The sequence below is a fragment of the Marinobacter lutaoensis genome, from assembly GCF_001981305.1.
GTDB lineage: Bacteria > Pseudomonadota > Gammaproteobacteria > Pseudomonadales > Oleiphilaceae > Marinobacter > Marinobacter lutaoensis.
Genome location: NZ_MSCW01000007.1, coordinates 746,848 through 768,595, shown reverse-complemented (window position 1 = coordinate 768,595; position 21,748 = coordinate 746,848). Strand labels below are relative to the sequence as shown.

17 protein-coding genes and 1 pseudogene are annotated in these 21,748 nt (G+C 65.8%); 10 read left to right on the top strand and 8 right to left on the bottom strand.

Annotation, left to right across the window (positions count from 1 at the left end; translation table 11 throughout):
• Together BTO32_RS17915 and BTO32_RS13160 are read left to right on the top strand one after the other, a co-directional pair.
• Positions 1 to 1,052, top strand: a pseudogene (locus tag BTO32_RS17915) (hypothetical protein); the annotation flags it as partial.
• A 443-nt stretch (positions 1,053 to 1,495) separates the two neighbouring features.
• On the top strand, positions 1,496 to 2,077 hold the full coding sequence (locus BTO32_RS13160; RefSeq protein ID WP_076725067.1) for a porin family protein: 582 nt from the start codon (positions 1,496 to 1,498) through the stop codon (positions 2,075 to 2,077).
• A gap of 79 nt (positions 2,078 to 2,156) precedes the next feature.
• Here BTO32_RS13160 and cysK read toward each other — a convergent pair whose 3' ends face one another.
• Both cysK and trxC read right to left on the bottom strand, forming a co-directional pair.
• A complete protein-coding gene (gene cysK / locus BTO32_RS13155) occupies positions 2,157 to 3,128 on the bottom strand; it encodes a cysteine synthase A (RefSeq protein ID WP_076725066.1) in 972 nt (323 codons plus the stop codon).
• 56 nt (positions 3,129 to 3,184) lie between these two features.
• Positions 3,185 to 3,622: a thioredoxin TrxC gene (trxC, locus tag BTO32_RS13150; protein WP_076725065.1), complete on the bottom strand. Its 438-nt coding sequence runs from the start codon at positions 3,620 to 3,622 to the stop codon at positions 3,185 to 3,187.
• Positions 3,623 to 3,797: 175 nt separating this feature from the next.
• Here trxC and BTO32_RS13145 point away from each other — a divergent pair, with 175 nt between their 5' ends.
• On the top strand, positions 3,798 to 4,574 hold the full coding sequence (locus BTO32_RS13145; protein ID WP_076725064.1) for an ATP-binding protein: 777 nt from the start codon (positions 3,798 to 3,800) through the stop codon (positions 4,572 to 4,574).
• Between the two features lie 3 nt (positions 4,575 to 4,577).
• On the opposite strand, the gene BTO32_RS13140 is transcribed toward BTO32_RS13145, so the two are convergent.
• From BTO32_RS13140 to pdsR, 3 genes are read right to left on the bottom strand one after another with little or no spacing between them, the layout of a single operon-like run.
• On the bottom strand, positions 4,578 to 5,885 hold the full coding sequence (locus tag BTO32_RS13140) for a DUF3422 family protein (protein WP_076725063.1): 1,308 nt from the start codon (positions 5,883 to 5,885) through the stop codon (positions 4,578 to 4,580).
• Complete coding sequence (locus BTO32_RS13135) at positions 5,882 to 7,900, bottom strand: ATP-binding protein (protein ID WP_076725062.1); 2,019 nt, start codon at positions 7,898 to 7,900, stop codon at positions 5,882 to 5,884. Before BTO32_RS13135 ends, BTO32_RS13140 begins: the two co-directional genes overlap by 4 nt.
• Positions 7,901 to 7,903: 3 nt before the next feature.
• Positions 7,904 to 8,605, bottom strand: a complete 702-nt coding sequence (gene pdsR, locus BTO32_RS13130) for a proteobacterial dedicated sortase system response regulator (RefSeq protein WP_076725061.1) — start codon at positions 8,603 to 8,605, stop codon at positions 7,904 to 7,906.
• A 184-nt stretch (positions 8,606 to 8,789) separates the two neighbouring features.
• On the opposite strand from pdsR, the gene BTO32_RS13125 reads away from it, so the two are divergent.
• From BTO32_RS13125 to BTO32_RS13105, 5 genes are read left to right on the top strand one after another with little or no spacing between them, the layout of a single operon-like run.
• Positions 8,790 to 10,898 carry a marine proteobacterial sortase target protein gene (locus tag BTO32_RS13125; protein WP_076725060.1) on the top strand — a complete coding sequence of 703 codons (2,109 nt, stop codon included), beginning with the start codon at positions 8,790 to 8,792 and terminating at the stop codon, positions 10,896 to 10,898.
• Entirely contained in the window at positions 10,895 to 11,491 is a 597-nt protein-coding gene (locus BTO32_RS13120) for a class GN sortase (RefSeq protein ID WP_076725059.1), read from the top strand. Before BTO32_RS13125 ends, BTO32_RS13120 begins: the two co-directional genes overlap by 4 nt.
• Positions 11,492 to 11,545: 54 nt before the next feature.
• The gene (locus BTO32_RS13115; RefSeq protein WP_084206845.1) at positions 11,546 to 12,319 is read left to right on the top strand and encodes a lysophospholipid acyltransferase family protein; all 774 of its coding nucleotides are present in this window, start codon (positions 11,546 to 11,548) and stop codon (positions 12,317 to 12,319) included.
• A 24-nt stretch (positions 12,320 to 12,343) separates the two neighbouring features.
• Positions 12,344 to 12,586: a GlsB/YeaQ/YmgE family stress response membrane protein gene (locus tag BTO32_RS13110; protein ID WP_076725058.1), complete on the top strand. Its 243-nt coding sequence runs from the start codon at positions 12,344 to 12,346 to the stop codon at positions 12,584 to 12,586.
• A 2-nt stretch (positions 12,587 to 12,588) separates the two neighbouring features.
• Positions 12,589 to 12,990 carry an MAPEG family protein gene (locus BTO32_RS13105; RefSeq protein WP_076725057.1) on the top strand — a complete coding sequence of 134 codons (402 nt, stop codon included), beginning with the start codon at positions 12,589 to 12,591 and terminating at the stop codon, positions 12,988 to 12,990.
• A 55-nt stretch (positions 12,991 to 13,045) separates the two neighbouring features.
• Here the strand turns inward: BTO32_RS13105 and BTO32_RS13100 are convergent, their stop codons facing one another.
• Positions 13,046 to 13,486: an OmpA family protein gene (locus BTO32_RS13100; RefSeq protein ID WP_076725056.1), complete on the bottom strand. Its 441-nt coding sequence runs from the start codon at positions 13,484 to 13,486 to the stop codon at positions 13,046 to 13,048.
• Positions 13,487 to 13,787: 301 nt separating this feature from the next.
• Between BTO32_RS13100 and BTO32_RS13095 the strand changes: the two genes are divergently transcribed.
• Positions 13,788 to 15,251, top strand: coding sequence for a rhomboid family intramembrane serine protease (locus BTO32_RS13095; RefSeq protein WP_076725055.1), 1,464 nt, complete (start codon positions 13,788 to 13,790; stop codon positions 15,249 to 15,251).
• A gap of 1 nt (position 15,252) precedes the next feature.
• Here BTO32_RS13095 and BTO32_RS13090 read toward each other — a convergent pair whose 3' ends face one another.
• Positions 15,253 to 16,701: a B-box zinc finger protein gene (locus BTO32_RS13090; protein ID WP_076725054.1), complete on the bottom strand. Its 1,449-nt coding sequence runs from the start codon at positions 16,699 to 16,701 to the stop codon at positions 15,253 to 15,255.
• A gap of 302 nt (positions 16,702 to 17,003) precedes the next feature.
• On the opposite strand from BTO32_RS13090, the gene acnA reads away from it, so the two are divergent.
• Entirely contained in the window at positions 17,004 to 19,766 is a 2,763-nt protein-coding gene (gene acnA, locus BTO32_RS13085) for an aconitate hydratase AcnA (RefSeq protein WP_076725053.1), read from the top strand.
• Positions 19,767 to 19,779: 13 nt separating this feature from the next.
• Here the strand turns inward: acnA and BTO32_RS13080 are convergent, their stop codons facing one another.
• Complete coding sequence (locus tag BTO32_RS13080) at positions 19,780 to 21,741, bottom strand: sensor histidine kinase (protein WP_076725052.1); 1,962 nt, start codon at positions 21,739 to 21,741, stop codon at positions 19,780 to 19,782.
• Between the last annotated feature and the right edge of the window lie 7 nt (positions 21,742 to 21,748).

Here is a 21,748-nt window from a genome sequence, read left to right as displayed (position 1 = left end):
CCACCAAAGATGGTCGGCTACTGGCCCTGAGTCCGGAACCAGTAACGACCGGAGAGCGGGCGGTGGATGTCGGCGCTTGGATTCGACGAAAAACCGACGGGTGGCTGGATTTGCAGAACGGCAACTTGTTGTTCGGCGCTGAGTTTTCCCTAATGTTCTTGAGCTTGAGCTTGTTATCCATTGGTTTTTTAGGGTTCGGTTTTATGTTCATAGTAGGGCCGAATCAGTTTGGCCACTGGGATTGGGAAGCACCACTGTTTATGCTTGTGGGAAACCTCCTGATTTCTTTGCCTTGGGGGCTTTATGTGCACTTTCTGGGCAACAAGGCGGTGAAAGAAACGCCGCCGGTAAGACTGAACCGACAGCGCCGGGAAGTGGCGATGCCGCGCTGGACGGAAGGAAAGGAATTCAAACTGCTATTTTGGAATGACAGTGCTGCTGGCATCGCTTACATAACGTATATCGGTACTATAGCTGCTGTATTTTTACCTTTTACGTTGGAAGGTGAGTCACCAGAATATATCCGGTTTTTGCTGACACTATTTGCCACAGCTTTAGCTGTTGAAACTCTTGTGCTTGGCATATATTTTTTCATCGCCCTTCGCCTGAAGAAAAAACACGACCCCAAACTCGTCTACGAAATCTACCCCTGGGAAAAACTGGTCGCCTACATCGAAACCCGCCAGGACATCGGCCCCGGCCTGATGGCCACCCACACGGTCCTCACCCTGGCGATTCCGAAGCCAGACGACCCGGATGGCCCACTACAAGGCCAAATGCCGCCAGGCCCGCAAAGAGATGGCCCTGTTACCCTGGCTGGGCAAGAAGGTGGGCGACTGGTTCTTCCAGCGATATCTGGCCCACATCATCACCGAGCGCCGCATCAAGACCCTGGCGCTGAAGCGCCTGCCAGAGGAACTGAAAACCTGGTCCGCGCCTTTGCCCAAGGAACAGTGGGCCCAGCCATCCGAGGCACTGCAGAACCTGAATCAACAGCTCACCCGTGCTTACGAGCGGGGCTTGCGCTTTACCCAGATGGGCCCCGTGTCTGAATGGCAGGCGGGGCGTGAGGAGAAATGGCAACAAAAGCGGGGGAAAGGTCGTTTTCGGGCCCGAGCCTCGTCCTGAACGAATCCCTACATCTTTATGCCCACAGCGCACGGAAAAAGGATCGTGACGATGGAACCGACGAGCAAGTGGACGGACACCCCGAATGAGACGGACGAACCCCGCTGGGAACCGGGTGTCCGTCGGGTCTCCCAGGCCGGCGAGCTGCTGGCCCTGAGTCCGGCGCCGGCGGGAGCGTGCCCGAACCCGACTGTCGTAGCGTCGGGCCCACGTGCTGGCTCAATGAACGGGGAATTAACGGATCGTATTCCGGTTTTAACCCCCCGATTGGCGAAATCCCGCTAGGGTGGTGTTACGCAATCGTGCTCGGAACAAGGCGATTGTTCGTTTCTATGCAAGGACACCAACCAGAGAGGAGCGACACGTTATGAGCCATAAAGCCGGTTTTGCGTGGGCGACTGTACTGACTGCTGCTGTGGTGACCGCACCTGCGGTCTGGGCCCAGGACGACGTCAGCCGGGATCGGTCCGGTGCGTATATCAGTGGCAGCTACGGCGGCTACAAATCCCACGGCGGCGAGTTCGAGGATGAGAACGACCTGTTCGGCGCCGCCCTGGGGTATCAGTTCAACCCGTATTTCGCCCTGGAGGCTGAATACATCGATTTCGGCAACTTTGGTGACGATGACGATGTGGACAGCAGGCTCAAGGGGCTGGGCCTGAGTGCCGTGGGGCGTCTGCCCCTGACCGAGAGTTTCGGCATCTACGGTAAGGCCGGCGCCTTCGCGTCCGCGCTTGACGTGGACGCGTTCGACGAGGACGAGACCTACGACGAGGTGAGCCCCTTCGTCGGCGCGGGTGTCGATTTCCGGGTGACTGAGCGCCTGACGGCGTTCGCCGAGTATGACCGTTACAACGTCGATATCGACGAGGACGATTTCAACGGTCAGGTGACCAACGATGGCCCTGATTTCGATACCGGGCGCGTTGGCCTGAAATTCCAGTTCTGATGGATCGCGGCGGGGCAGGGACAGCCCCGGCAATCGAAGGGCGGCCCGGCGGCCGCCCTTTTTTGTGCGCTGGTGCGACTTACTGGACGTTTTCCAACTCGCCGAACCGGTCCGCGAAGAGTGCCGAGGACAGATAGCGCTCGGCGGAGTCTGGCAAGACCACCACGATGTTCTTGCCCTGGTGTTGGGGCTGCTTGCTGACCCGGACCGCGGCGGCGACGGCGGCGCCGCAGGAAATGCCGCAGAGGATGCCCTCTTCCTGCATCAGCCGGTGGGCCATGGCCATGGCCTCTTCGTTGCTGACGGTTTCGACCTGGTCCACCAGGTCCAGATCCAGATTCTTGGGCACGAAGCCGGCGCCGATTCCCTGGATCTTGTGCGGCGCCGGCTTGGGCTCCTCGCCCCGCAGCACCTGGGATATCACGGGCGAGTCGGCGGGCTCGACGGCCACGCTGGTGATGGCCTTACCCCGGGTTTTCTTGAGGTAACGGGAGACCCCCGTCAGGGTACCTCCGGTGCCCACCCCGGCGACGAAGATGTCCACGGCACCATCGGTATCGTTCCAGATTTCCGGGCCGGTGGTGTCTTCGTGAATGCGGGGGTTGGCCGGGTTCTGGAACTGCTGGGGCAGGAAATAGCGGTCCGGGTCGGAGGTGTAGATTTCCTCGGCCTTGGCGATCGCTCCGGGCATGCCCTTGGCGGCTTCGGTGAGGACCAGCTCGGCACCGAGGGCCTTGAGCACCTTGCGACGTTCGAGGCTCATGGATGCGGGCATGGTGAGAATCAGCTTGTAGCCCCGGGCGGCGGCGACGAAGGCCAGCGCAATACCGGTGTTGCCGCTGGTGGGCTCGACGATGGTCATGCCGGGCTTCAGGGCCCCTCGCTTTTCCGCGTCCCAGATCATCGCGGCGCCGATGCGGCATTTGACCGAATAGGCCGGATTGCGGCCCTCGATCTTGGCCCAGATGGTGGCGCCGTCATTGACCCGGTTGAGCTTGACCAGCGGCGTGTTGCCGATGGACAGTGAGTTGTCTTCGTAAATACGTGACATGGCGTTCTCCTCCTTGTTTTGCTGCCATCTTAGCACCAAGGGTGGCGCATTGTGTCTCAGCGCAGCTGTTGCTGGAGCCAGGCCGACAACTGGGCGGCGGACTGGGCGCCGCTGCTGCGGGCGACCTCTCGTCCCCCGCGAAACAGGATCAGGGTGGGAATGCTGCGAATGCCGAACTGCCCGGCCGCCCGTGGCGCTTCCTCGGTGTTCAGCTTGGCGAAGCTGACCTGCCCGCGCCATTGCCGTGCGGCCTGTTCGAACTGGGGCGCCATCATCTTGCAGGGGCCGCACCAGCTGGCCCAAAAGTCCACCAGCACCGGCAGGTCGGACTGGCCGACGAAGGCGGCCATGGAGGCATCATCCAAACGCGCGACATCACCCGCCAGCAACGGTCGCTTGCAGGCGCCGCAGTTGGGTCGGTCGCCCAGGCGGTCGGCGGGCACCCGGTTGGTTCTCAGGCAGTGGGGGCATTGGATCTGTAACGGCGCGGACATGCGGGGTTCCTCGGTATGGGCCTGCTAGGGAAATGGTAGCGGCCTGGGTGAAATTCAAGCAGGCCCTCCGGAGGCTGCGGTTTTTCCGGCCATTTGCGGTAAAGTCTTGGCATTGACGATGGTAACGGACGGCGCGGCAAAGGCCGTCCCGGACGGTGGACAGGAGATGGCACAGATGAGCAGTACCTTTGATTGGCAGGACACTCCGGCGGCGGTCTGGCGCCGTCATCGCTCGGGCCTGCGGGCCATTCGCCGGCTGGATCCGGTACGTTGGGACGCGCTGACCGGCATCGACCGGCAGAAGGCCGCCCTGGCCCGCAACACCGAACGCTTCCTGGCGGCCGAGCCGTGTAACAACGCCCTGCTCTGGGGAGCCCGAGGTACCGGCAAGTCATCCCTTATCAAGGCGCTGCTGAATCGGTACTGGCAGCAGGGGCTGCGCATGATCGAGGTGGACAAGGACGACCTGGTGAACCTGCCGGAGATCGTGGACGACATCTGCGAGCAGCCGTTCCGGTTCGTGATTTATTGTGACGACCTGTCGTTCGATGTCGGCGAGACCGGCTACAAGGCGCTCAAGAGCGTGCTCGAAGGCTCGCTGGAGCTGCCGCCGGAGAATGTGCGGGTATACGCCACCTCGAACCGCCGTCACCTGATGCCGGAGTTCATGAGCGACAACCTGAAAAGCGAGGTCCGGGACGGTGAACTGCACCCGGCCGAGGCAATCGAGGAACAGGTGTCCCTGGCGGACCGTTTCGGTCTGCAACTGTCCTTCTACCCCTTCTCGCAGCAGGTCTATCTGCAGGCGGTGGATGCCCTGTTCCCGGACGTGGAGGATCGGGAGGCCCTGCATCTGGAGGCCATCCGCTTCGCCACCGCCAAGGGCGTACGTAACGGCCGCACCGCGCAGCAATTTTATCGCCAGATGGCGGGCGACGGCCGTTTCCGCTGACCGCTATTGGCGCTTGGCCATCCGGATGAAATGGTGGTGAATGGCGCGCACGCCCAGGAAAACCAGCACCATCACCACCGGAATGGCGACGCCCAGCACCAGATTTTTGGGGAATGCCAGGCCGTTTTCATACAGTGCGTCCAGCGCCAGCTTGAGCAGCCCGATCAGGTAGTAGGAAATGGCCACCACCGAGAAGCCCTCCACGGTGTGCTGCATCATCAGCTGAATGCGTGAGCGCCGGTCCATGGAGCTGAGCAGCTGTTGGTTCTGGCTCTGGATGGCCAGTTCCACCCGGGTCCGCATCATATCCGAGGCCCGGTCCACGCGCCGGGACAGATCCTCCAGCCGCTCGCTTACGGCTTCGCAGGTTTTCACCGCCGGTGTCAGGCGCCGGGTCATGAACTCGGTGAGGGTCAGGTGTCCGGACAGCTCGTCTTCCCGCAGCTCCTCCAGCCGTGACAGGACCAGCTGGTGGTAGGCACGGGTGGCGGAGAAACGGAAGGTGGTGTGGGCCCGGTAGGCCTCGATGCGGGCGGCGATGTGGCTGAGGTCGCCCAGCAGTTGCTGTTCATCCAGATCCCGGTTGTCCGCCAGCGCCTGGGTGATGGTGGCCAGCTGGCGGTCCATCTCGTTCAGGGACGGTGTGATCTCCCGCGCCACCGGCAACGCCAGCAGCGACATCAGCCGGTAGGTCTCGATTTCCATCAGACGCTGGGTCAGGCGTCCGAGCTGACTGTTGGACATCTGGTGGTTCAGCACCATAAAACGGCCGAAGCCGTCGCTGTGCAGCTGGAAGGTACCCCAGACCCGGGCCGCGCCCTCCTGCGGACTGCTGCCGACCAGGCGCATGCCCTCGAAATGCTGGCGCACGTAGGCCAGATCGCCGGCGATATCGTCACTGGCGGAGCGGATGTCGACATGGAAGGCCGCCACCACGGTGCCGGCCAGCGCCTCCAGCCAGCCGTCCGGCAGTGGCGTGATGCCGGTTTCCACGAACGGATCGGCGTCACTGGCGGCCAGGTTGGTGAACGTGTAGGAGGCGAACTCCATGTGCATTTCCCGGCGGATCTTGAAGTCGCCAAAGGTGCGTTCGTAGCAGCTGACTTCCGCCTCCGGTTCCGGGTAGCCGAGCGCCCGGTGCAGCGCCTTGAGGTGTTCGAACTGCTGGCGCCGCTGCTCGGGGGTGGTGAGTACCGCGATCTGGGTGACCCGGGCCGGTGTCGGCAGCACTTGGAACGGGCGCGAATGCAGTTCCCGGTAGAGGTCGTCCCGCAGGGGATGGATGTCGAGGTGTTCCAGTCGAGTGCTCACGGCGAGGTTCCGGTTTGCTTGGGTCTGGCCGGGATGATAACCCGGAAGCACACGCCGTCAATGCCACCCTGGGTCTGATTGCCCGCCTCCACCACGGCACCATGGTAGTCGGCGATCAGTCGTACGATCAGAAGGCCCTGGCCCAGATGGCCCTCGCCGGCGCCGGGCCGGTGTGAGACGAAGGCGCCGAAAATGTCCGCGGCGCCGTCGTCGGGCAGGCGGGAGCCTTCGTTGAACACCGACAGCCGCCGGTGATCGGGCCGGCTCTCCAGGCGGATCTCGATCCGCCCGCCCTCGGGGGTGAAGTCCCGGGCGTTGTCCACCAGTTTGTCCAGCAGCTGCACCATGAGCTCAGGGGAACCGACGACGGTGGCACCCCGGGCCGGGCCCTGGTAGTGGATACGGTGCCGGGGGGACAGGGCCTGATAGGCTTCGGCGGCCTGGGCCACCACCTCGGCGAGATCGAAGGGCTCCTTGTCGGCGTGGTCGAAGCTTTGTTCCAGCCGGGCGGCCTCGCTCATGCCATGCAGGATCTGACGCAGACGCTCGGTGGCGGCCACCGCGCGCTCGGTATACTGCGTTCGTTCCGCCTCGGAGCGGGCGTGTACCAGATTTTCCAGGGACGAGCGCACCACCGCCACCGGTGTTTTCAGCTCGTGGGACAGGCGCCGGGAAAAGCTTTCGAGATAGGCGTGGTAGCCACTCAGGCGGTCCACCATCTGGGCAAATCGGGACTGCAACTGACCCAGTTCGTCCCGGGCGGTGCCGCTGGCCAAGCGGCCGGTAATGCGGCCGTCCGGGTCGACGGTGGCGCTGACTTGGGCCTGCAGCCGGGTGATGCGCCAGGACAGCCAGCTGGCGTACCCCAGCAGCGCCAGCATCAGGGTCACGATCACCAGGGCACTGCGGGCGATCACCGAACCCAGGGTGGTGCCCGAGAGCGTCAGCAACTGGTCCAGGGACTGTTCCAGGATCAGGGTACGTTGTCCCAGCACCGGCTGCGTGACCATCAGCCAGCGGCCTTGGCCGGGGTGCCGGATCAGACCGGTTGCCGGCAGCCGGTCCATGGCGACCCGGTGGGGACCGGCGTCGGGCACGGCGGTCGGTTCCGGCTGATACCACTGCACCAGGTGGCGCAGCAGGTTGAGGCTGATCCGCTCCAGAATCTGCAACGGGCTGAGGTCATCGATGTCCGTCGGGGGCGTGGCCGGCGCGCGTTCGGTATCGGCCCGGAGCCAGCCGCCGGCTTCCACCAGCCGGAGCCGTTGGCCCGGGTCCAGGTACGCCGCCAGCTGCCGCTCCAGCGTGGGTTGGCGGAACACCAGCGGCAGGAGGGGCTGGTCGTGCCCGGTCGCCGGGTCGATGGCAAACCCCAGCTGACTGCCGTCCGGTGGCCGGGGCAGTTGCAGTTCCAGCTGCCAACCGCCCCGGACGGCTTCCCAGAAGCCCCGGACCCGGTGGTCCGGTCCGGACTCGCCCAGCCCCCACAGGCTGCCCGGGGCAAACGGGCGCAGCAGCCAGCTTTGACGGGCGGTGGGCGAGTCCAGGGCGGTTCCGGGTTGTTGCAGCCAGAGCCGGACCCGGTCGTACGGCCGCTCCGGCTGCGCCGGCGAGTAGAAGCGGGTGGCTTGGCCGTCGTGGCGAATCAGCAGGAACAGCGAGGCACCGTCGCTGGCGGCATGCCAGCGCGCGCGACCGTCGCCGGCCCCCGGCGTCGATTGCCAGGGCAGGGCGCCGGTCTCGTCGTCGAAGCCTGGCCATTCGGCGCCGTAGCCGTCCAGGTGGATGGGCTGGGTCAGGGCATCGACGTAGATCACCGCGGCGTCGGCGGCGACCGGCGGGGTGCCGACCAGGGCATCGCCGGCGCGCTCGGCCAGCCGCTCCGCCTGGCGCTGGAGCTGTTGCAGCGCCTGTTCCCGGAGCGCCGCGTCCAGTTCCAACACGAAGCTGAGCCCGGCCCAAGGGATCAGCAGCATCAGCAGACTGGCCAGGAACAGCTGGCGTTTCAGGGTCAAGGCTCAGACCTCGTGGGCGTTCCAGCGATAGCCCATGCCATAGGCGGTCTGGATGGCGTCGAAGCCTGGGTCCACCTGGGCAAACTTGCGGCGAATGCGCTTGATGTGGGAGGTCACTGTATTGTCGTCGAGCACGGTGTTGGCCGCTTCCATCAGCTGGTCTCGGGTACGGACATGGCCCGGGTGCCGTACCAGCGCGTGCAGCATCCAGAACTCGGTCACGGTCAGGTCCACCGGCCGCTCGTTCCAGGTTACGGTCATGCGGTCCACGTTGACGGCCAGCCGTCCCCGGCGCAGCACCTCGTCTGGCTTCTGGCGCGCCTCGGCCCAGGCGTCGGCGCGCCGCAGAAGGGCGGTGACCCGCGCCAGCAGGTGTTCCAGACTCATGTCCTTGGTGACATAGTCGTCCGCACCCAGACGCAGGCCGTGCACGGTGTCGATATCGCTGTCCCGGGCCGTCAGAAAGATGATCGGCAGGGTCGGGGACAACGCCCGCAAATCCTGGCACAGGATGAAGCCGCCCTCCGGTTCATCGCCCAGGCCGACGTCGATGATGGCCAAGTCCGGCAGTTCCTGCCGCAGGGCCCGGAATGCGGACGGCCGGTCGCCGTGGCTGGACACCCGGTAACCCCGGCGCTCGAGGGCGGAGCGGTAGTTGTCCCGGATAGCCGGTTCGTCTTCGATCAGAACAATGTGCTTTTTCATGGTAGCCGGTCGTGTCCTCGGGGCGAGCCCCTATTTAACCACGGCGAGGGGTCAGTACAAGGTGCGGTCGGCGCTCCGCCACAATTGATCATTTTTCGTCGCAGGAAGGGCCGACTTCGCCATCGGCGGGCCCCGGGGGGCGGGTTCAATGTGAGCCATCACGGAACCGAACGGAGGACCCCCGATGATCCTGACCACCGCCCTGCTACGACTGGACCCGCCCGCCACGTCCGCCGCCTCGCCCCGTTGGCGTCGCTGGCTGGAAGGCGTGACGCTGTGGCTTGCGGTTCTGCTCATGCTGTTTGTGCATCCGCTGTACGCCGAGGCAGACACCCGGGTGTCATCAGACGCCGGTGAGCTGCGTCTGTACGACGACCAGGGCCGGCACCAGGATTCCGCCCTGGTGCTGGACAGCCATGTTCAGGTGCAGGTCCGCGGGCTGATTGCCGAGGTCCGGCTGCACCGCCGTTTCCGCAATGTCAGCGGCGCCTGGCGCGAAGGCGTGTTCGTGTTTCCATTGCCGAAACAGGCCACCGTTCACGGTCTGGACATGACGGTGGGTGAGCGGGTAATCCGGGGTGAGGTCCAACCCCGGGCCCAGGCCCGCCAGGCCTATCAACAGGCCCGTGACAGTGGCCGTCAGGCGGCGGCGGTGGAGCAGCAGCGCCCGAATCTGTTCACCGCCCGCGTCGCCAATATCCCCCCGGGGGGCGAGGTCGATCTGGAGCTGCGCTTCCAGCAGCGGGTCCGCTACACCCAGGGTACCTTCGAGCTGCGCCTGCCGACCACGCTGACGCCCCGCTACATGCCGGGCCGGCCGACGGGGAATGAGGCACCCTGGCAATGGCAGGGCGGCTGGGCCCGCGGGACCACGGCGGTGCCGGACGCCGGCGCCATCAGTCCGCCGACCGTGGCCCCGTCGGAGCTGCCACCGGGCAGCCACCGGGTCGACATTGAAGTGTCACTGGCGGCGGGGGTGCCACTGGCATCGGTGGTGAGCCCGAGCCATCCACTGGATATCCGCATGGACGGGACGCAGGCGTTGCTGCGGCCGGCCGAGGGGCCGGTGCTCATGGACCGGGACTTTGTGCTGCGCTGGCAGCCGGTGCCCGGCCGACAGCCGACGGCGGCGGTCTTCCACGAACGTTTTGACGGCGAGGACTACCTGATGGCGATGGTCGTGCCGGGCAACCTGGAGGTGCCGCCGTTGCCCCGGGAACTGATGTTTGTCATCGACACCTCCGGCTCCATGGCGGGCGAATCCATTCGCCAGGCCCGCAAGGCTCTGGCGCGGGGGCTGGACACCCTGGGTCGCCAGGACCGCTTCAACATCATCCAGTTCAACGACCGGCCCTCGGCCCTGTTTGAACACCCTGTGGCCGCCGATCGCGACCACCTGGACCGGGCCCGCCGTTACCTGGACCGGCTCCAGGCCGAAGGGGGCACCGAGATGGCGCCGGCGTTGTCGCGGGCACTGTCGGCGGACAGTGCCTCCGGAGCCGACCGGGTTCGCCAGGTGGTGTTCATCACCGACGGCGCAGTAGGGAACGAGGCGGCCCTGTTTCAACAAATCCGCCAGCAGCTGGGGGATCGGCGCCTGTTCACCGTGGGTATCGGCTCGGCGCCGAATCTGCACTTCATGCGCGAGGCCGCCCGTTGGGGGCGGGGCACCTACACCGCCGTCGCCGGGCCGTCGGATCTGGAGGCGCCGCTGCAGCGACTGTTCGCGGCCATGGCCGCGCCGGTGTTGACCCATCTGGTCGCAGACTGGCCCACGCCGGCGGCCGAGGCCTACCCCGGGCGTCCCGGTGATTTGTTCCAGGGTGAGCCTCTGGTGCAGGTGGTGCGGGGCGTCCCGCCCCGTGGCCGGTTGCACCTGTCCGGTTCCGGACCCGGGGGCGAACCTTGGCAGGTCGCTGTGGATCTGAGCCAAGCGGTGCCGGGCGTTGGCCTGCATCGGCTCTGGGCCCGGGCCAGGATCGACAGTCTGCTGGATCAGGCCCGGATCGAGGGGGTGGCACCGGACCAAGCGGCGATCGTGCAGCTGGCGATGGTTCACCGGCTGGCGTCCCCCTATACCAGTTTCGTCGCGGTGGACCGGACACCGGTGCGGGCGCCGCAACAACCGCTGCTCCGGACCGCGGTGCCGACGCTGGTGCCGGCGGGCAGCAGCGCGGGCATGCTGCGGTATCCACAGACGGCCACCGTGGCGCCGCTGCTCATCGCCCTCGGGACGCTGGGGCTGATGTTCGCCGTTGCGCTGGTGCTGCTGCAACGGAGGGTGGGGGCATGAGACGGCTGGGCCTGCTGCTGCTCACCGGCTCCGCCACCTTGCTGGTGTTCGGGTTCTGGATCCCGCTCAAGGCACTGTTGGCCCAGGAGCTGCTGGCGCTGGCCTGGGCCAAGAGTCAGGCTGGCCAGGAAGTACAGCGGCCCTGGCCCTGGGCGGATACTTGGCCAGTGGCGCGGCTGGCATTTCCGGACCTGGGGCAGAGCTTGATTGTGCTGGAGGGCGGTCATGGCGAAAGTCTCGCCTTCGGTCCCGGCCGGGTGCCCACCGGAGCGGCAGGGCCATGGATCATCGCCGGTCATCGGGATACCCACTTCCGGCACCTGGGTGAACTGGTGCCGGGCAGCGAGGTCCGGTTGCAGGGGCGGGACGGCCAGTGGCGACGGTTCCAGGTGGCCTCGACGCAGGTGGTGGACAGTCGGCGGGCGTGGATCGATCCCAGTCGGCTGCCGGAACACAGCCTGTTGCTGATCACCTGTTACCCGTTCGACAGCTTCGACTCGGGCGGCCCCCTGCGCTACGTGGTGACCGCCAAGCCCTGGCCAGCGTCCGGCGACCCGGGGGATGGCCCGGATGACAGGGTTGCCCGCCTGTGATTTTAGCGTACACTTGTGCGCTGAAAATGACCTGACGAGGGACCCGGTTCCACCATGGGATTGCTAAGAAAACTCCTGGCCTGGCTGAGTGTGCCGGTCATCTGCCTGCCGGCGCTGCTGCTGTACCTGGCTCGCCCCTTCCATCCGGATAACAACCGTTTGCTGGGCTGGGCGGTGGCCCGTACCGGGCGCTGGCTGCTGGGGATGGAACGGCGCCTGGAAGGCGCTGAGCATTTGCCGCGGCAACGGCCGACGGTGGTGATCGCCAACCATCAGCACAACGATGATCTGTTTGTCATGGGCGACCTGCTGCCGCCGAGGACGGTCACCGTCGGCAAATCCTCGCTGGTCTGGGTCCCGTTCTTTGGCCAGGTGTTTCTGCTCGGCGGCAACGTCATCCTCAACCGGGGGCAGTCCCGCAAGGCAGTTGCCGCCATGCAGGCGGTCAGCCGTGCCCTGGTGGCCGAGCGCAAAAGCCTGTGGGTTTTTCCGGAAGGGACCCGAAGCCACGGCCGGGGGCTGGGGGCATTCAAGAAGGGGGCGTTTCACGCCGCCCTGGCGTCTGGCTATCCGATCACCCTGGTGTGCGCCAGCGAGTACGACGGCCAGACCCGGGGGCTGTTCGGCCGGCGGGCACCGGTGACCGTTCGCATCCTGCCTCCGGTGGAGACCCGGGGACTGTCCACCGAGGACGTGCCGGCATTGATGGCGCAGTGCCACCGGATGATGTCGGAGGCGATCCAGGCCATCACGCCGGTGTGTCGCCGGGAACGGCTTGAAGCAGGCTCGGAAACAGGGCAGTCTTGCGGAGGTTACGATTGCTCTTGAACCGTCCGCAGGGAGAGGTGAACGATGAATCTGATACTGTTTTTGATCATTGGCGGCGTGGCCGGCTGGCTGGCCGGGCTGATCATGAAAGGTCGGGGCTTTGGGGTGCTGGCCAACATCGGCATTGGTATTGTCGGCTCCTTCATCGGCGGCCTGGTGTTTAGCCTGCTGGGCTTGGCCGCCCGGGGGGCCGTTGGCGAGCTGGTGACGGCGACCGTAGGTGCGGTGCTGTTGCTGGCCATCGTCAACAAACTCAAAAAGGGCTGACCATGATCATTCCTGTCACCGGGGTTTTCGCAGCGGTCCTCGGCCTGCTGCTGCTGGCGTTGTCGGCGCGGGTGGTGAAATACCGGCTCAAATACCGTAAGGGACTGGGCGTGACCGACGACCGGGACTTCGAAGTCGCGGTACGGGCGCATGCCAATCTGGTGGAATACGCGCCGCTGGCGTTGCTGATGCTCGCCATCGCCGAACTGAACGGGGTGGCCAGCGGTCTGATCTACTGGCTCGGCATGGCGCTGGTGGCCGGGCGCATCCTGCACGCCTGGGGTATGATCCAAGGGCGTGGGGGCCCGCATCTGGCGCGCATGGCCGGCATCGTACTGACCTGGCTGGCGATCCTGGTGACGGCCATCCTGCTGTTCTGGAACGTGTGGCAGGTGTACGGCTGAGCCCGTCTCGGCCGGGAGTGAAAACGGGGGCTTGGCCCCCGTTTTTCGTTTCCGGTTACAGCGCCCGGGCCATTTCCTGGCTCAGGTATTCCAGCTCCACCCGGCGGTTCGCCGCGTGGTCGTCCGGGGTGGCCAGGGGGCGGCACGAGCCCCAGTGGGCCAGCAGGATCTGGCTTTCCGGCACCCCTTCGCGCATCAGCAGGCGCGCCACGGTGCTGGCCCGCAGCCGGGACAAAAAGCGGTTGTAGTCCTCGGAACCAAAGTTGTCGGCATGGCCGTGAACCCGGACCTTGAGGCCGGGGTGCTGGCGCAGGTAGGCGGCGTGCAGGCACAGGAACTCAACATCCTCGGCGTCCAGCGCGTGCCGGTTGAAACCGAAATGGAACTTCATCCGGTGTGGGCGTTGTCCCGCCGTGCCCGGCATCGCCGGTGTCAGGCCCGACGCCAGGGTGGCTCGGGTCAGCAGTTCGGGGTTATCCAGTACAAGAGTGGTCATGGGCAGTATCCTTGGTTCCTCGATCCGGTTCTTCTTGTTGTTCCCCTCCACTATTGGCGGCGGTGGGAACAACGGCAATTGGCGGATGGTCGATAGCGCGCCTGTCCGATGGCCCGTGATTAAAGGTCATGGTCATGACCGCCATGTGACCGGCGGACCTCTCCGGCTGTGCGCTGGGGCACACCCGGGGCCTTGACTTGCCCCGGCCATCGCCTCATTCGTCATTTCAGCGCGAAAAGCGGGCATCGCTGTGGTAAAAAACACCCGTTCAGGGACCGAAAATGACCAATTGTGACCGCCCATGCTGATCATCCCCGCTGAGAACACCGTCAACTGGAAGCGCCCGCCCTGGGTGACCCTCGGACTGATGCTGGCCTGCCTGCTGGTGTTCATCCTGTACCAGGGGCGCGACCCCGCCAGGCTGGAGCAGGCGGTCACGCGCTACCTGCAGGACGACCTTCTGACCCTGGAGGCGCCGGTGTACGAGGATTACCTCGAGCGCCGGATCCGGTTCGGCCAGGAAACCGGGCGGGTCCACGAGCTGCAGCGTTTCCAGACACTGCGGGAGCAGGACGAACGGGGCTGGCAGGCGGTGACTCTGCTGCTGGACCGGGACTTCTACCAATATCTGCTGGCGAACCGCGACCTGCTGTGGGCGCCGGCGGAGCGGGACCGTTGGCAGGAGCAGCGGGTGGCTCTGGACGAGGCCTATGTCCAGAAACTGAGTGCCCAGGCCCTGGGCCTGGTGCCGGCACACCTGACCCTGCATACCCTGATCAGCTACCAGTTCCTGCATGGAGGCTGGGGCCACCTGCTCGGCAACCTACTGTTCCTGTTCCTGCTGGGCTTCACCGTCGAGAAGGCCCTGGGTGCGGCTCGGTTCCTGGTGGCCTACCTGCTGTGTGGGATTCTGTCCGGCCTCGTGTTCGCCGCGTTTTCGCCGGGCAGCCTGACGCCGCTGGTGGGGGCCTCCGGTGCCATTTCCGGGCTGATGGGCATGTACGTGGCCATCTACGGGCTCCGGAAAATCCGTTTTTTCTATTTTCTGGGCGTCTACTTCAATTATTTCCGGGCTCCGGCGCTGGCCCTGTTGCCGGTGTGGCTGGGCAAAGAGATCTATGACTACTGGTTCGCCGGCGCCACCGGGGTCGCCTACATGGCCCACGCTGGCGGGTTGCTGGCCGGCGCCGGTCTGGTCGGGCTGTTTGGCCGAAGCTGGCTGCAGGTCCGGGAGGTGTTCTTCGAGGGGCCGGAGCCGGAGCAGGCGCAGGATGCCCGCTTCACCGCCGGTTACGCCCAGGCCATGGCGAGTCTGGGGCGTATGGAATTCGACCTGGCCCGGCGCCAGTTCGAGGCCCTGAGGGCCCACTACCCGGATCGCCCGATTCTGTTGCGGCACCTGTACCAACTCGCCAAGCTGCGGCCCGACCTGCCCGCTTACCGGGAGCTGGCCCGCGAATGGATGGCTGAATCCCTGAAACGGCAACAGCCGGAACAGATGATTGCCATCTGGCAGGAGTTTCTCGGCCAGGGTGAGGCTCACCATCCGCTGGCGCCGGAGGATCACAACCGGGTGCTGTTCGCCAGCCTCCGGCTTGAGCAGTTCAAGGTGGCGGAGAAGGCGTTCGAGCGGTTGCGTTCGGCGGGGGACCCGGTGCTGGTGCGGGAGGCCTGCCGGCTGCTGGTGCAGGAGTTCGAAAAACGCCAGATGGAGCCCAAGGCCCGCCACTACCGTCAGCAGCTGCAGGCCCTGGACGCCGGCTGAGTCACTCGCCCGGGAAAACGGTTGTCCCGGGACCCTTCAGTGGCTGCTGCGCGGCGGCCTGGGCCAGATAGGCCTCGACCTGGTCATGCATGGGCTGGCCGGCACAGCGCGTTTTCACGAAGGTCAGGAACGCGGTGGCCTTCTGCCATTGCCCGAGGCCGTTGGCCAGGGCCTGGGCTGCCAGTAGGTAGGCGCCGGCCAGCCGGTCGCTGTCCGGGAAGCGCTTGTGGAAGTCCTGCAGCAGGCGCAGAGCCGGCTTGTAGTGGCCACGCGGGTACAACGCCCGGGCGCAATCGACCGACAGCCCGGGGTCATCCAGACGGAACATCGGATCGGTTTCGGTCAGGGCTGCCAGCAGCTCGGCGATGGCGTCACCGTCGTTGCGGTCGGCGAGCCAGGACAGAATCCGGGGGTGATACCGATACAGCTCCCGCAGGTCCCGCCGGGCCGCCAGCAGCCGGTAGAGCTGGCCGATCCTGACGGGGTTGTCGGGTTCCCGCTTCAGGGCATCCTTGAGCAGCGCCAGGACCCGGTCGTAGTGACCGTCCTTGAGGTTCATGTCGATGTCCGCGTCCAGACGAGTGCTGCGGTCCCGGTCCCCCGGCGCCGCGGTGGCTTCCGCCGGCTCCGGCGCCAGGCCCAGCTCGTCCCGGTACTGCAGCAGCAGGTAGCCGAGCATGTGGAACAGAATCAGGGTGAAGGTGCTGTTGAGGAAACCGGCCAGCGCCATCGCCAGCCAGGCCGGAAAGTGACTGAGGGCGAAGTCCTGGGCGGCGCCGGAAGCGAGGATCAGCAGAATCAGGTAACCGTACAGCAGGAAATAGGGTGAGCCGATCCGGGAAATCAGCGCCGTTAGGTTCAGCGGATGGAGAGCGGCCGCCACCGACTGTTCCATCGCCAGCACCATGATGCTGGCGGGCAACGCCAGAATCACCAGGGCCATGGCCAGCAGCATTGCCAGTGCGCCACCGAAGATTGCGGCGGCCGCCACCAGTCCACCCAGGGCCACGAACACCAACAGCTGCAGGAAGACCACCTGGAAGCCCTCGCCGGTAAAGGCGACGGCGGCGGGGGGCGGTCGCAGGTGGCCGTCTGCCGTGTGCCGGATAACCGCGTAGGTGTACTTGAACAGGCACACGGCCAACGCCAGCGCCAACAGCAGTCCGAACAGGTTGGCGGGGGCCGCCAGCGGCACCAGGGTGCAGATGGCGATTACCAGCAACGGATCGAGGTGGAACGGGTAGCGGAAGAAGGCGCCCAGCCGGTTCCAGAACGGTGTGACCTCGGTGCCGGCACCCAGGTAGCGCATGGCCTGACTGCACTGGGGGCAGAGCGCCCGGCGCCGGCGTGGATCGGCGTCCGGCATGCAGCGGCCGCAGTAGTGAATCTGGCACTGGCCGCAGTGCCATTTGGCGGGATCTCCGGGGTGGTAGTGGCAATCGGGTTTCACGCGGGGTTCAGGTCCTGATCCGTCGGATGGAAGCGGGTTCCATGATGACAGATGCGGGCCGGAGACGCAGCTAACCCGTTATCAGAACAGTGGAACCCATTCACCGCGGGAATATCGAACATTCACGTAGTCGCGGTTGAAGTCTGGTCAATCGGTGCAATAGTAATAGGTGACTTCACGTTTCGCGGTGTTTCCGCCACCCTGAGTTCAGCATCACGGACGCCCCGCCCGGCCACGCTCCCCGCGGGGCCCGTTCCAAGCCTTCCGCAAGGTTCGCGTATCGACGATTTAAGGAGGCACACATGTCGCAAGAACGTCTTGGCAAAGACAGCCTGAATACCCTCTCCACCCTGACAGCGGGTGGTACGACCTACCACTACTACAGCCTGTCGAAGGCCGCCGACACCCTGGGTGACCTGAGCCGGCTGCCCTTTTCCCTGAAGGTGCTGCTGGAGAACCTGCTGCGTCACGAGGACGGCACCACCGTCGACCGTTCCCACATCGACGCCATGGTACAGTGGCTGCGGGACCGCCGCTCCGACACTGAGATCCAGTTCCGGCCGGCACGCGTGCTGATGCAGGACTTCACCGGCGTGCCCGGCGTGGTGGATCTGGCGGCGATGCGGGAGGCGGTAAAGCGGGCGGGCAAGGACCCGGCCCTGATCAACCCGCTGTCGCCGGTGGATCTGGTCATCGACCACTCGGTGATGGTGGACCGATTCGGCGACCCGTCCGCGTTCCGGGACAATGTGGTCATTGAAATGGAGCGGAACAAGGAGCGTTATGAGTTCCTGCGCTGGGGCCAGCAGGCGTTCGACAACTTCCGCGTGGTGCCGCCGGGCACCGGCATCTGCCACCAGGTGAACCTGGAGTATCTGGGCAAGACCGTCTGGCAGAAGACGGTGGACGGCAAGACCTTGGCCTATCCCGACACCCTGGTGGGTACCGACTCCCACACCACCATGATCAACGGCCTCGGCGTGCTGGGCTGGGGCGTGGGGGGCATTGAGGCGGAAGCGGCGATGCTCGGCCAGCCCGTGTCCATGCTCATTCCCGAGGTGATCGGCTTCAAGATCACCGGCAAGCTGCGCGAGGGCATTACCGCCACCGACTTGGTGCTGACCGTCACCGAAATGCTGCGCAAGAAAGGTGTGGTCGGCAAGTTCGTGGAGTTCTACGGCGACGGCCTGAAGGACATGCCGGTGGCCGACCGGGCCACCATTGCCAACATGGCACCGGAGTATGGCGCCACCTGCGGCTTCTTCCCGGTGGACGAGCAAACCCTTACCTACCTGCGGCTGACCGGCCGCGACGACGCCCTGCTGGCGCTGGTGGAAGCCTATGCCAAGGCCCAGGGGCTGTGGCGCGAGCCCGGTCATGAGCCGGTCTACACGGACACCCTGGAGCTGGACATGGGCGATGTCGAGGCCAGCCTGGCCGGCCCCAAACGGCCCCAGGACCGGGTGCCGCTCACGCGCATGAAGGCCACCTTCGAACTGCTGATGGCCACGGCCGAGGGGGCGGCGGACAGCCGTGAGGGCAAGCTGGAGTCCGAGGGTGGGCAGACCGCCGTTGGCGTCCAGGACAGCTACTTTGAACATCCCGCCAGCCAGCCGCTGGAACTGAACGGCGAAACCTGCCGCCTGGATCCGGGCGCGGTGGTGATCGCCGCCATCACCTCCTGCACCAACACGTCCAACCCGAGCGTGATGATGGCCGCCGGCCTGCTGGCCCGCAAAGCGGTGCAGAAGGGGCTGAAAACCAAACCCTGGGTGAAGACCTCGCTGGCGCCGGGCTCCAAGGTGGTCACCGACTACCTGAAGGTGGCCGGCCTGCAGGATGACCTGGACCGGCTCGGCTTCAACTTGGTGGGCTATGGTTGCACCACCTGCATCGGCAACTCCGGGCCGTTGCCGGAGGCGGTCGAGAAGGCCATCGTCGATGGCGATCTGACGGTGGCGTCGGTGCTGTCCGGCAACCGCAACTTCGAGGGACGGGTGCATCCGCTGGTGAAAACCAACTGGCTGGCGTCTCCGCCCTTGGTGGTGGCCTACGCCCTGGCCGGCAACGTGCGGGTGGACCTGACCCGCGATCCGCTGGGGCTGGACCGCGAGGGCAACCCGGTCTATCTGAAGGACCTCTGGCCCAGCCAACAGGAAATCGCCGAGGCGGTGGAGCAGGTGCGTACCGACATGTTCCGCAAGGAGTACAGCGAGGTGTTCGAGGGGGATGACACCTGGAAATCGATCCAGGTTCCCGAGAGCAAGGTGTACGCCTGGTCGGACGAGTCCACCTACATCCAGCACCCACCGTTTTTCGAGGGGCTGGGCGAGGAGCCGGAGCCGGTCGAGGACATCCGGGATGCCCGGATCCTGGCCCTGTTGGGGGATTCCGTCACCACCGACCACATCTCCCCGGCGGGTTCCTTCAAGCCGGACTCTCCGGCCGGTCGCTACCTGCAGTCCCGTGGCGTGGCGCCCAAGGATTTCAACTCCTACGGTTCCCGCCGGGGCAACCACGAGGTGATGATGCGGGGCACCTTCGCCAACGTCCGCATCCGTAACGAGATGCTCGACGGCGTGGAGGGCGGCTACACCCGCTACGTGCCGACCGGCGAGCAGATGCCGATCTACGACGCGGCGATGAAGTACCAGGCCGAGGGTACGCCCCTGGTGGTGATTGCCGGCAAGGAGTACGGCACCGGCTCCAGCCGCGACTGGGCCGCGAAGGGCACCCGGTTGCTGGGCGTGCGCGCGGTGATCGCCGAGTCCTTCGAGCGCATCCACCGCTCCAACCTGATCGGCATGGGGGTGATCCCCCTGCAGTTCCCCGAAGGGGTGGACCGCAAGAGCCTGAAACTCACCGGCGAGGAAACCATCACCATCGAGGGGCTGGCCGGGGACATCCAGCCGAGACAGACCCTCACCATGACGGTGACCTACGCGGACGGCTCCAGCACCCGGTGCGAGCTGATATCGCGGATCGACACCGCCAACGAGGCCGTGTACTTCCGGCACGGCGGCATCCTGCACTACGTGGTGCGGGAGATGCTGAAGTCGGCCTGACGCCCCGGGTCGGTCAGGTGGGCGCCCTCCGGGGCGCCCGGTTTCCCTCCGCCACGGTCTCCACCGTGGGTATCTCCAGCCAGAACAGGGCGCCTTGCCCTTCCACCGACTCAAACTCCACGCTGCCCCCCATGCGCCCGATGATTTCCCGGGTGATGGCCAGGCCCAGCCCGGTCCCGCCCTTGCGCCGGCGGTCGGAGGCGTCGGATTGCGAGAACTTCTCAAAGATGCGTTCGCGGAAGGCGTCCGGAATGCCTTCGCCATGGTCCCGGACATACACCCGGACCCTGGGCGGATGGTGCTCGGCGTGCAGGTACACGGTGCCGTCCTGGCGGGAAAACTTGATGGCGTTGGACAGCAGGTTGGCCAGAGCCTGGCCGAAACGCTGGCGGTCGACCAGCACCAGCACCTCGGGCACGTCACCCAGAGCCAGCTGCACCCGGTACTCGTGGGCGAACACCGACATGTTGTCCCGGGCCTCCGCCAGCAGCGTCGTCAGCCGCCAGGGGCGGCACTGGAAGGTCATCTTGCCGGCCGCCAGCTTTTCGATGTCCAGCAGATCATTGATCAGGAACGTCAGCTGCTGGCTGTTGCGGTGGGCCAGGTTGGCCAGTTCCCGGGCTTTGTCCGGCAGGGGCCCGGCCTTGTCGTTCACCATCAGGCCCAGGGCCGCGGAGATGGAGGTCAGGGGCGTCCTCAGCTCATGGCTGACCGTGGAAATGAACTGATTCTTCATCTCGTCCAGCCGCTTGTACTCGGTCATGTCCTCGGTGATCAGCCAGATCACGCTGCCCTGATCCAGGTCCGCCATCTCCAGCCCCTTCAGCAGGAACGGCCGCAGCTGGCCGTCCTGGCAGCGATAGTATCCTTCCACGCCGCTGAGGGTGCCGCTGGCGCGCAGCCGGGTCCTCAGGTCGATCGGTTCCCCCGCCGGCCCGCCGTAGCCATCCCGGGGGTGGTTGAAATAGACCAGGGAGCGGGAGGCCTCACCGAAGCTGGCCAGATGCGCGGGGTTGGCCGCCAGGCGTCGCAGGGTGTGGCTGTCGTAAAGGCCGATGCCGGTGGGGGAGAGTTCGAACAGGCCGGCGAAACGCCGTTGCATCGCCTGCTCCCGGAGCATCAAGTGGGTCAGCCAGAACAGCCCCAGGGTGGCGAGCAGGAAGGCCAGGGCCAGGGCGCCGCGAAACAGCCAGGGCGATTCCGGGTGGCTGGGCCAGCCGGAGACGGGCTCGGCGAACAGCGTCCACTGCAGCCCCGGGAAGGACAGGGTGCTGACCACCGGATGCTGCAGCCTGCCCAGGCCGGATCGGAAAAAGGTGGCGTCGTCCTGGCCGGGGATCGGGACGCGGGACAAGGCCAGGCGCGTGGATTCGGGCAGCGTGGTCAGGCCAGCGGAGGTGTACAGCTTTTCCAGGTCGAGGATGACCGACACCACGCCCCAGAATGCGTCCGTGTCGTGGCGGTGGATGGGAATGCGGCCGGCCAGCCCGGTTCCGCCCTGCACCAGCTGGATGGGCCCGGTGAAGACCACGTTGCGGGACGATTTCAGCAGCGCGATGTCCTGGGACGACAGGCTTTGTTCGGCGATGTTCAGGCCCAGGGCGGTGCGGTTGCCCTCCACCGGATAGATGTGGCGAATGACGAAATCCGGGGCGAGGCCGATGTTTTTCAGTTCCGGCGCCAGCCGGAACACCACCGAGGCCAGCTCCTGGAAACGCGGGTCGTCGATGTCGGGGTCGACCGCGACATTGGCCGCGACCCCCCAGACGGTCTGGATGTTCTGCAGGATCAGGCTCTGCAGGCGCAGGCTGAGCCCGTCGAGACGCTCCTGCCACTGCTGGCGCACCTCCGCCCGGTGCCGCTCGGTGGCGGTCATGTCCAGAACCACCGCCACCGTCGCCAGCAGCAGCAGCCCGACCACCCGGGCCAGCCAGATCAGTCTGCGGAAGGAATGTTGCCAGCGGGAGGAAGTCATCGGCTAC

Bases quoted from the DNA above. Each gene is read 5' to 3' on its own strand.
- BTO32_RS13160 (WP_076725067.1), top strand. From the start codon at position 1,496: ATGAGCCATAAAGCCGGTTTTGCGTGGGCGACTGTACTGACTGCTGCT.
- cysK (WP_076725066.1), bottom strand. From the start codon at position 3,128: ATGTCACGTATTTACGAAGACAACTCACTGTCCATCGGCAACACGCCG.
- trxC (WP_076725065.1), bottom strand. From the start codon at position 3,622: ATGTCCGCGCCGTTACAGATCCAATGCCCCCACTGCCTGAGAACCAAC.
- BTO32_RS13145 (WP_076725064.1), top strand. From the start codon at position 3,798: ATGAGCAGTACCTTTGATTGGCAGGACACTCCGGCGGCGGTCTGGCGC.
- pdsR (WP_076725061.1), bottom strand. From the start codon at position 8,605: ATGAAAAAGCACATTGTTCTGATCGAAGACGAACCGGCTATCCGGGAC.
- BTO32_RS13125 (WP_076725060.1), top strand. From the start codon at position 8,790: ATGATCCTGACCACCGCCCTGCTACGACTGGACCCGCCCGCCACGTCC.
- BTO32_RS13120 (WP_076725059.1), top strand. From the start codon at position 10,895: ATGAGACGGCTGGGCCTGCTGCTGCTCACCGGCTCCGCCACCTTGCTG.
- BTO32_RS13115 (WP_084206845.1), top strand. From the start codon at position 11,546: ATGGGATTGCTAAGAAAACTCCTGGCCTGGCTGAGTGTGCCGGTCATC.
- BTO32_RS13110 (WP_076725058.1), top strand. From the start codon at position 12,344: ATGAATCTGATACTGTTTTTGATCATTGGCGGCGTGGCCGGCTGGCTG.
- BTO32_RS13105 (WP_076725057.1), top strand. From the start codon at position 12,589: ATGATCATTCCTGTCACCGGGGTTTTCGCAGCGGTCCTCGGCCTGCTG.
- BTO32_RS13100 (WP_076725056.1), bottom strand. From the start codon at position 13,486: ATGACCACTCTTGTACTGGATAACCCCGAACTGCTGACCCGAGCCACC.
- BTO32_RS13095 (WP_076725055.1), top strand. From the start codon at position 13,788: ATGCTGATCATCCCCGCTGAGAACACCGTCAACTGGAAGCGCCCGCCC.
- acnA (WP_076725053.1), top strand. From the start codon at position 17,004: ATGTCGCAAGAACGTCTTGGCAAAGACAGCCTGAATACCCTCTCCACC.
- BTO32_RS13080 (WP_076725052.1), bottom strand. From the start codon at position 21,741: ATGACTTCCTCCCGCTGGCAACATTCCTTCCGCAGACTGATCTGGCTG.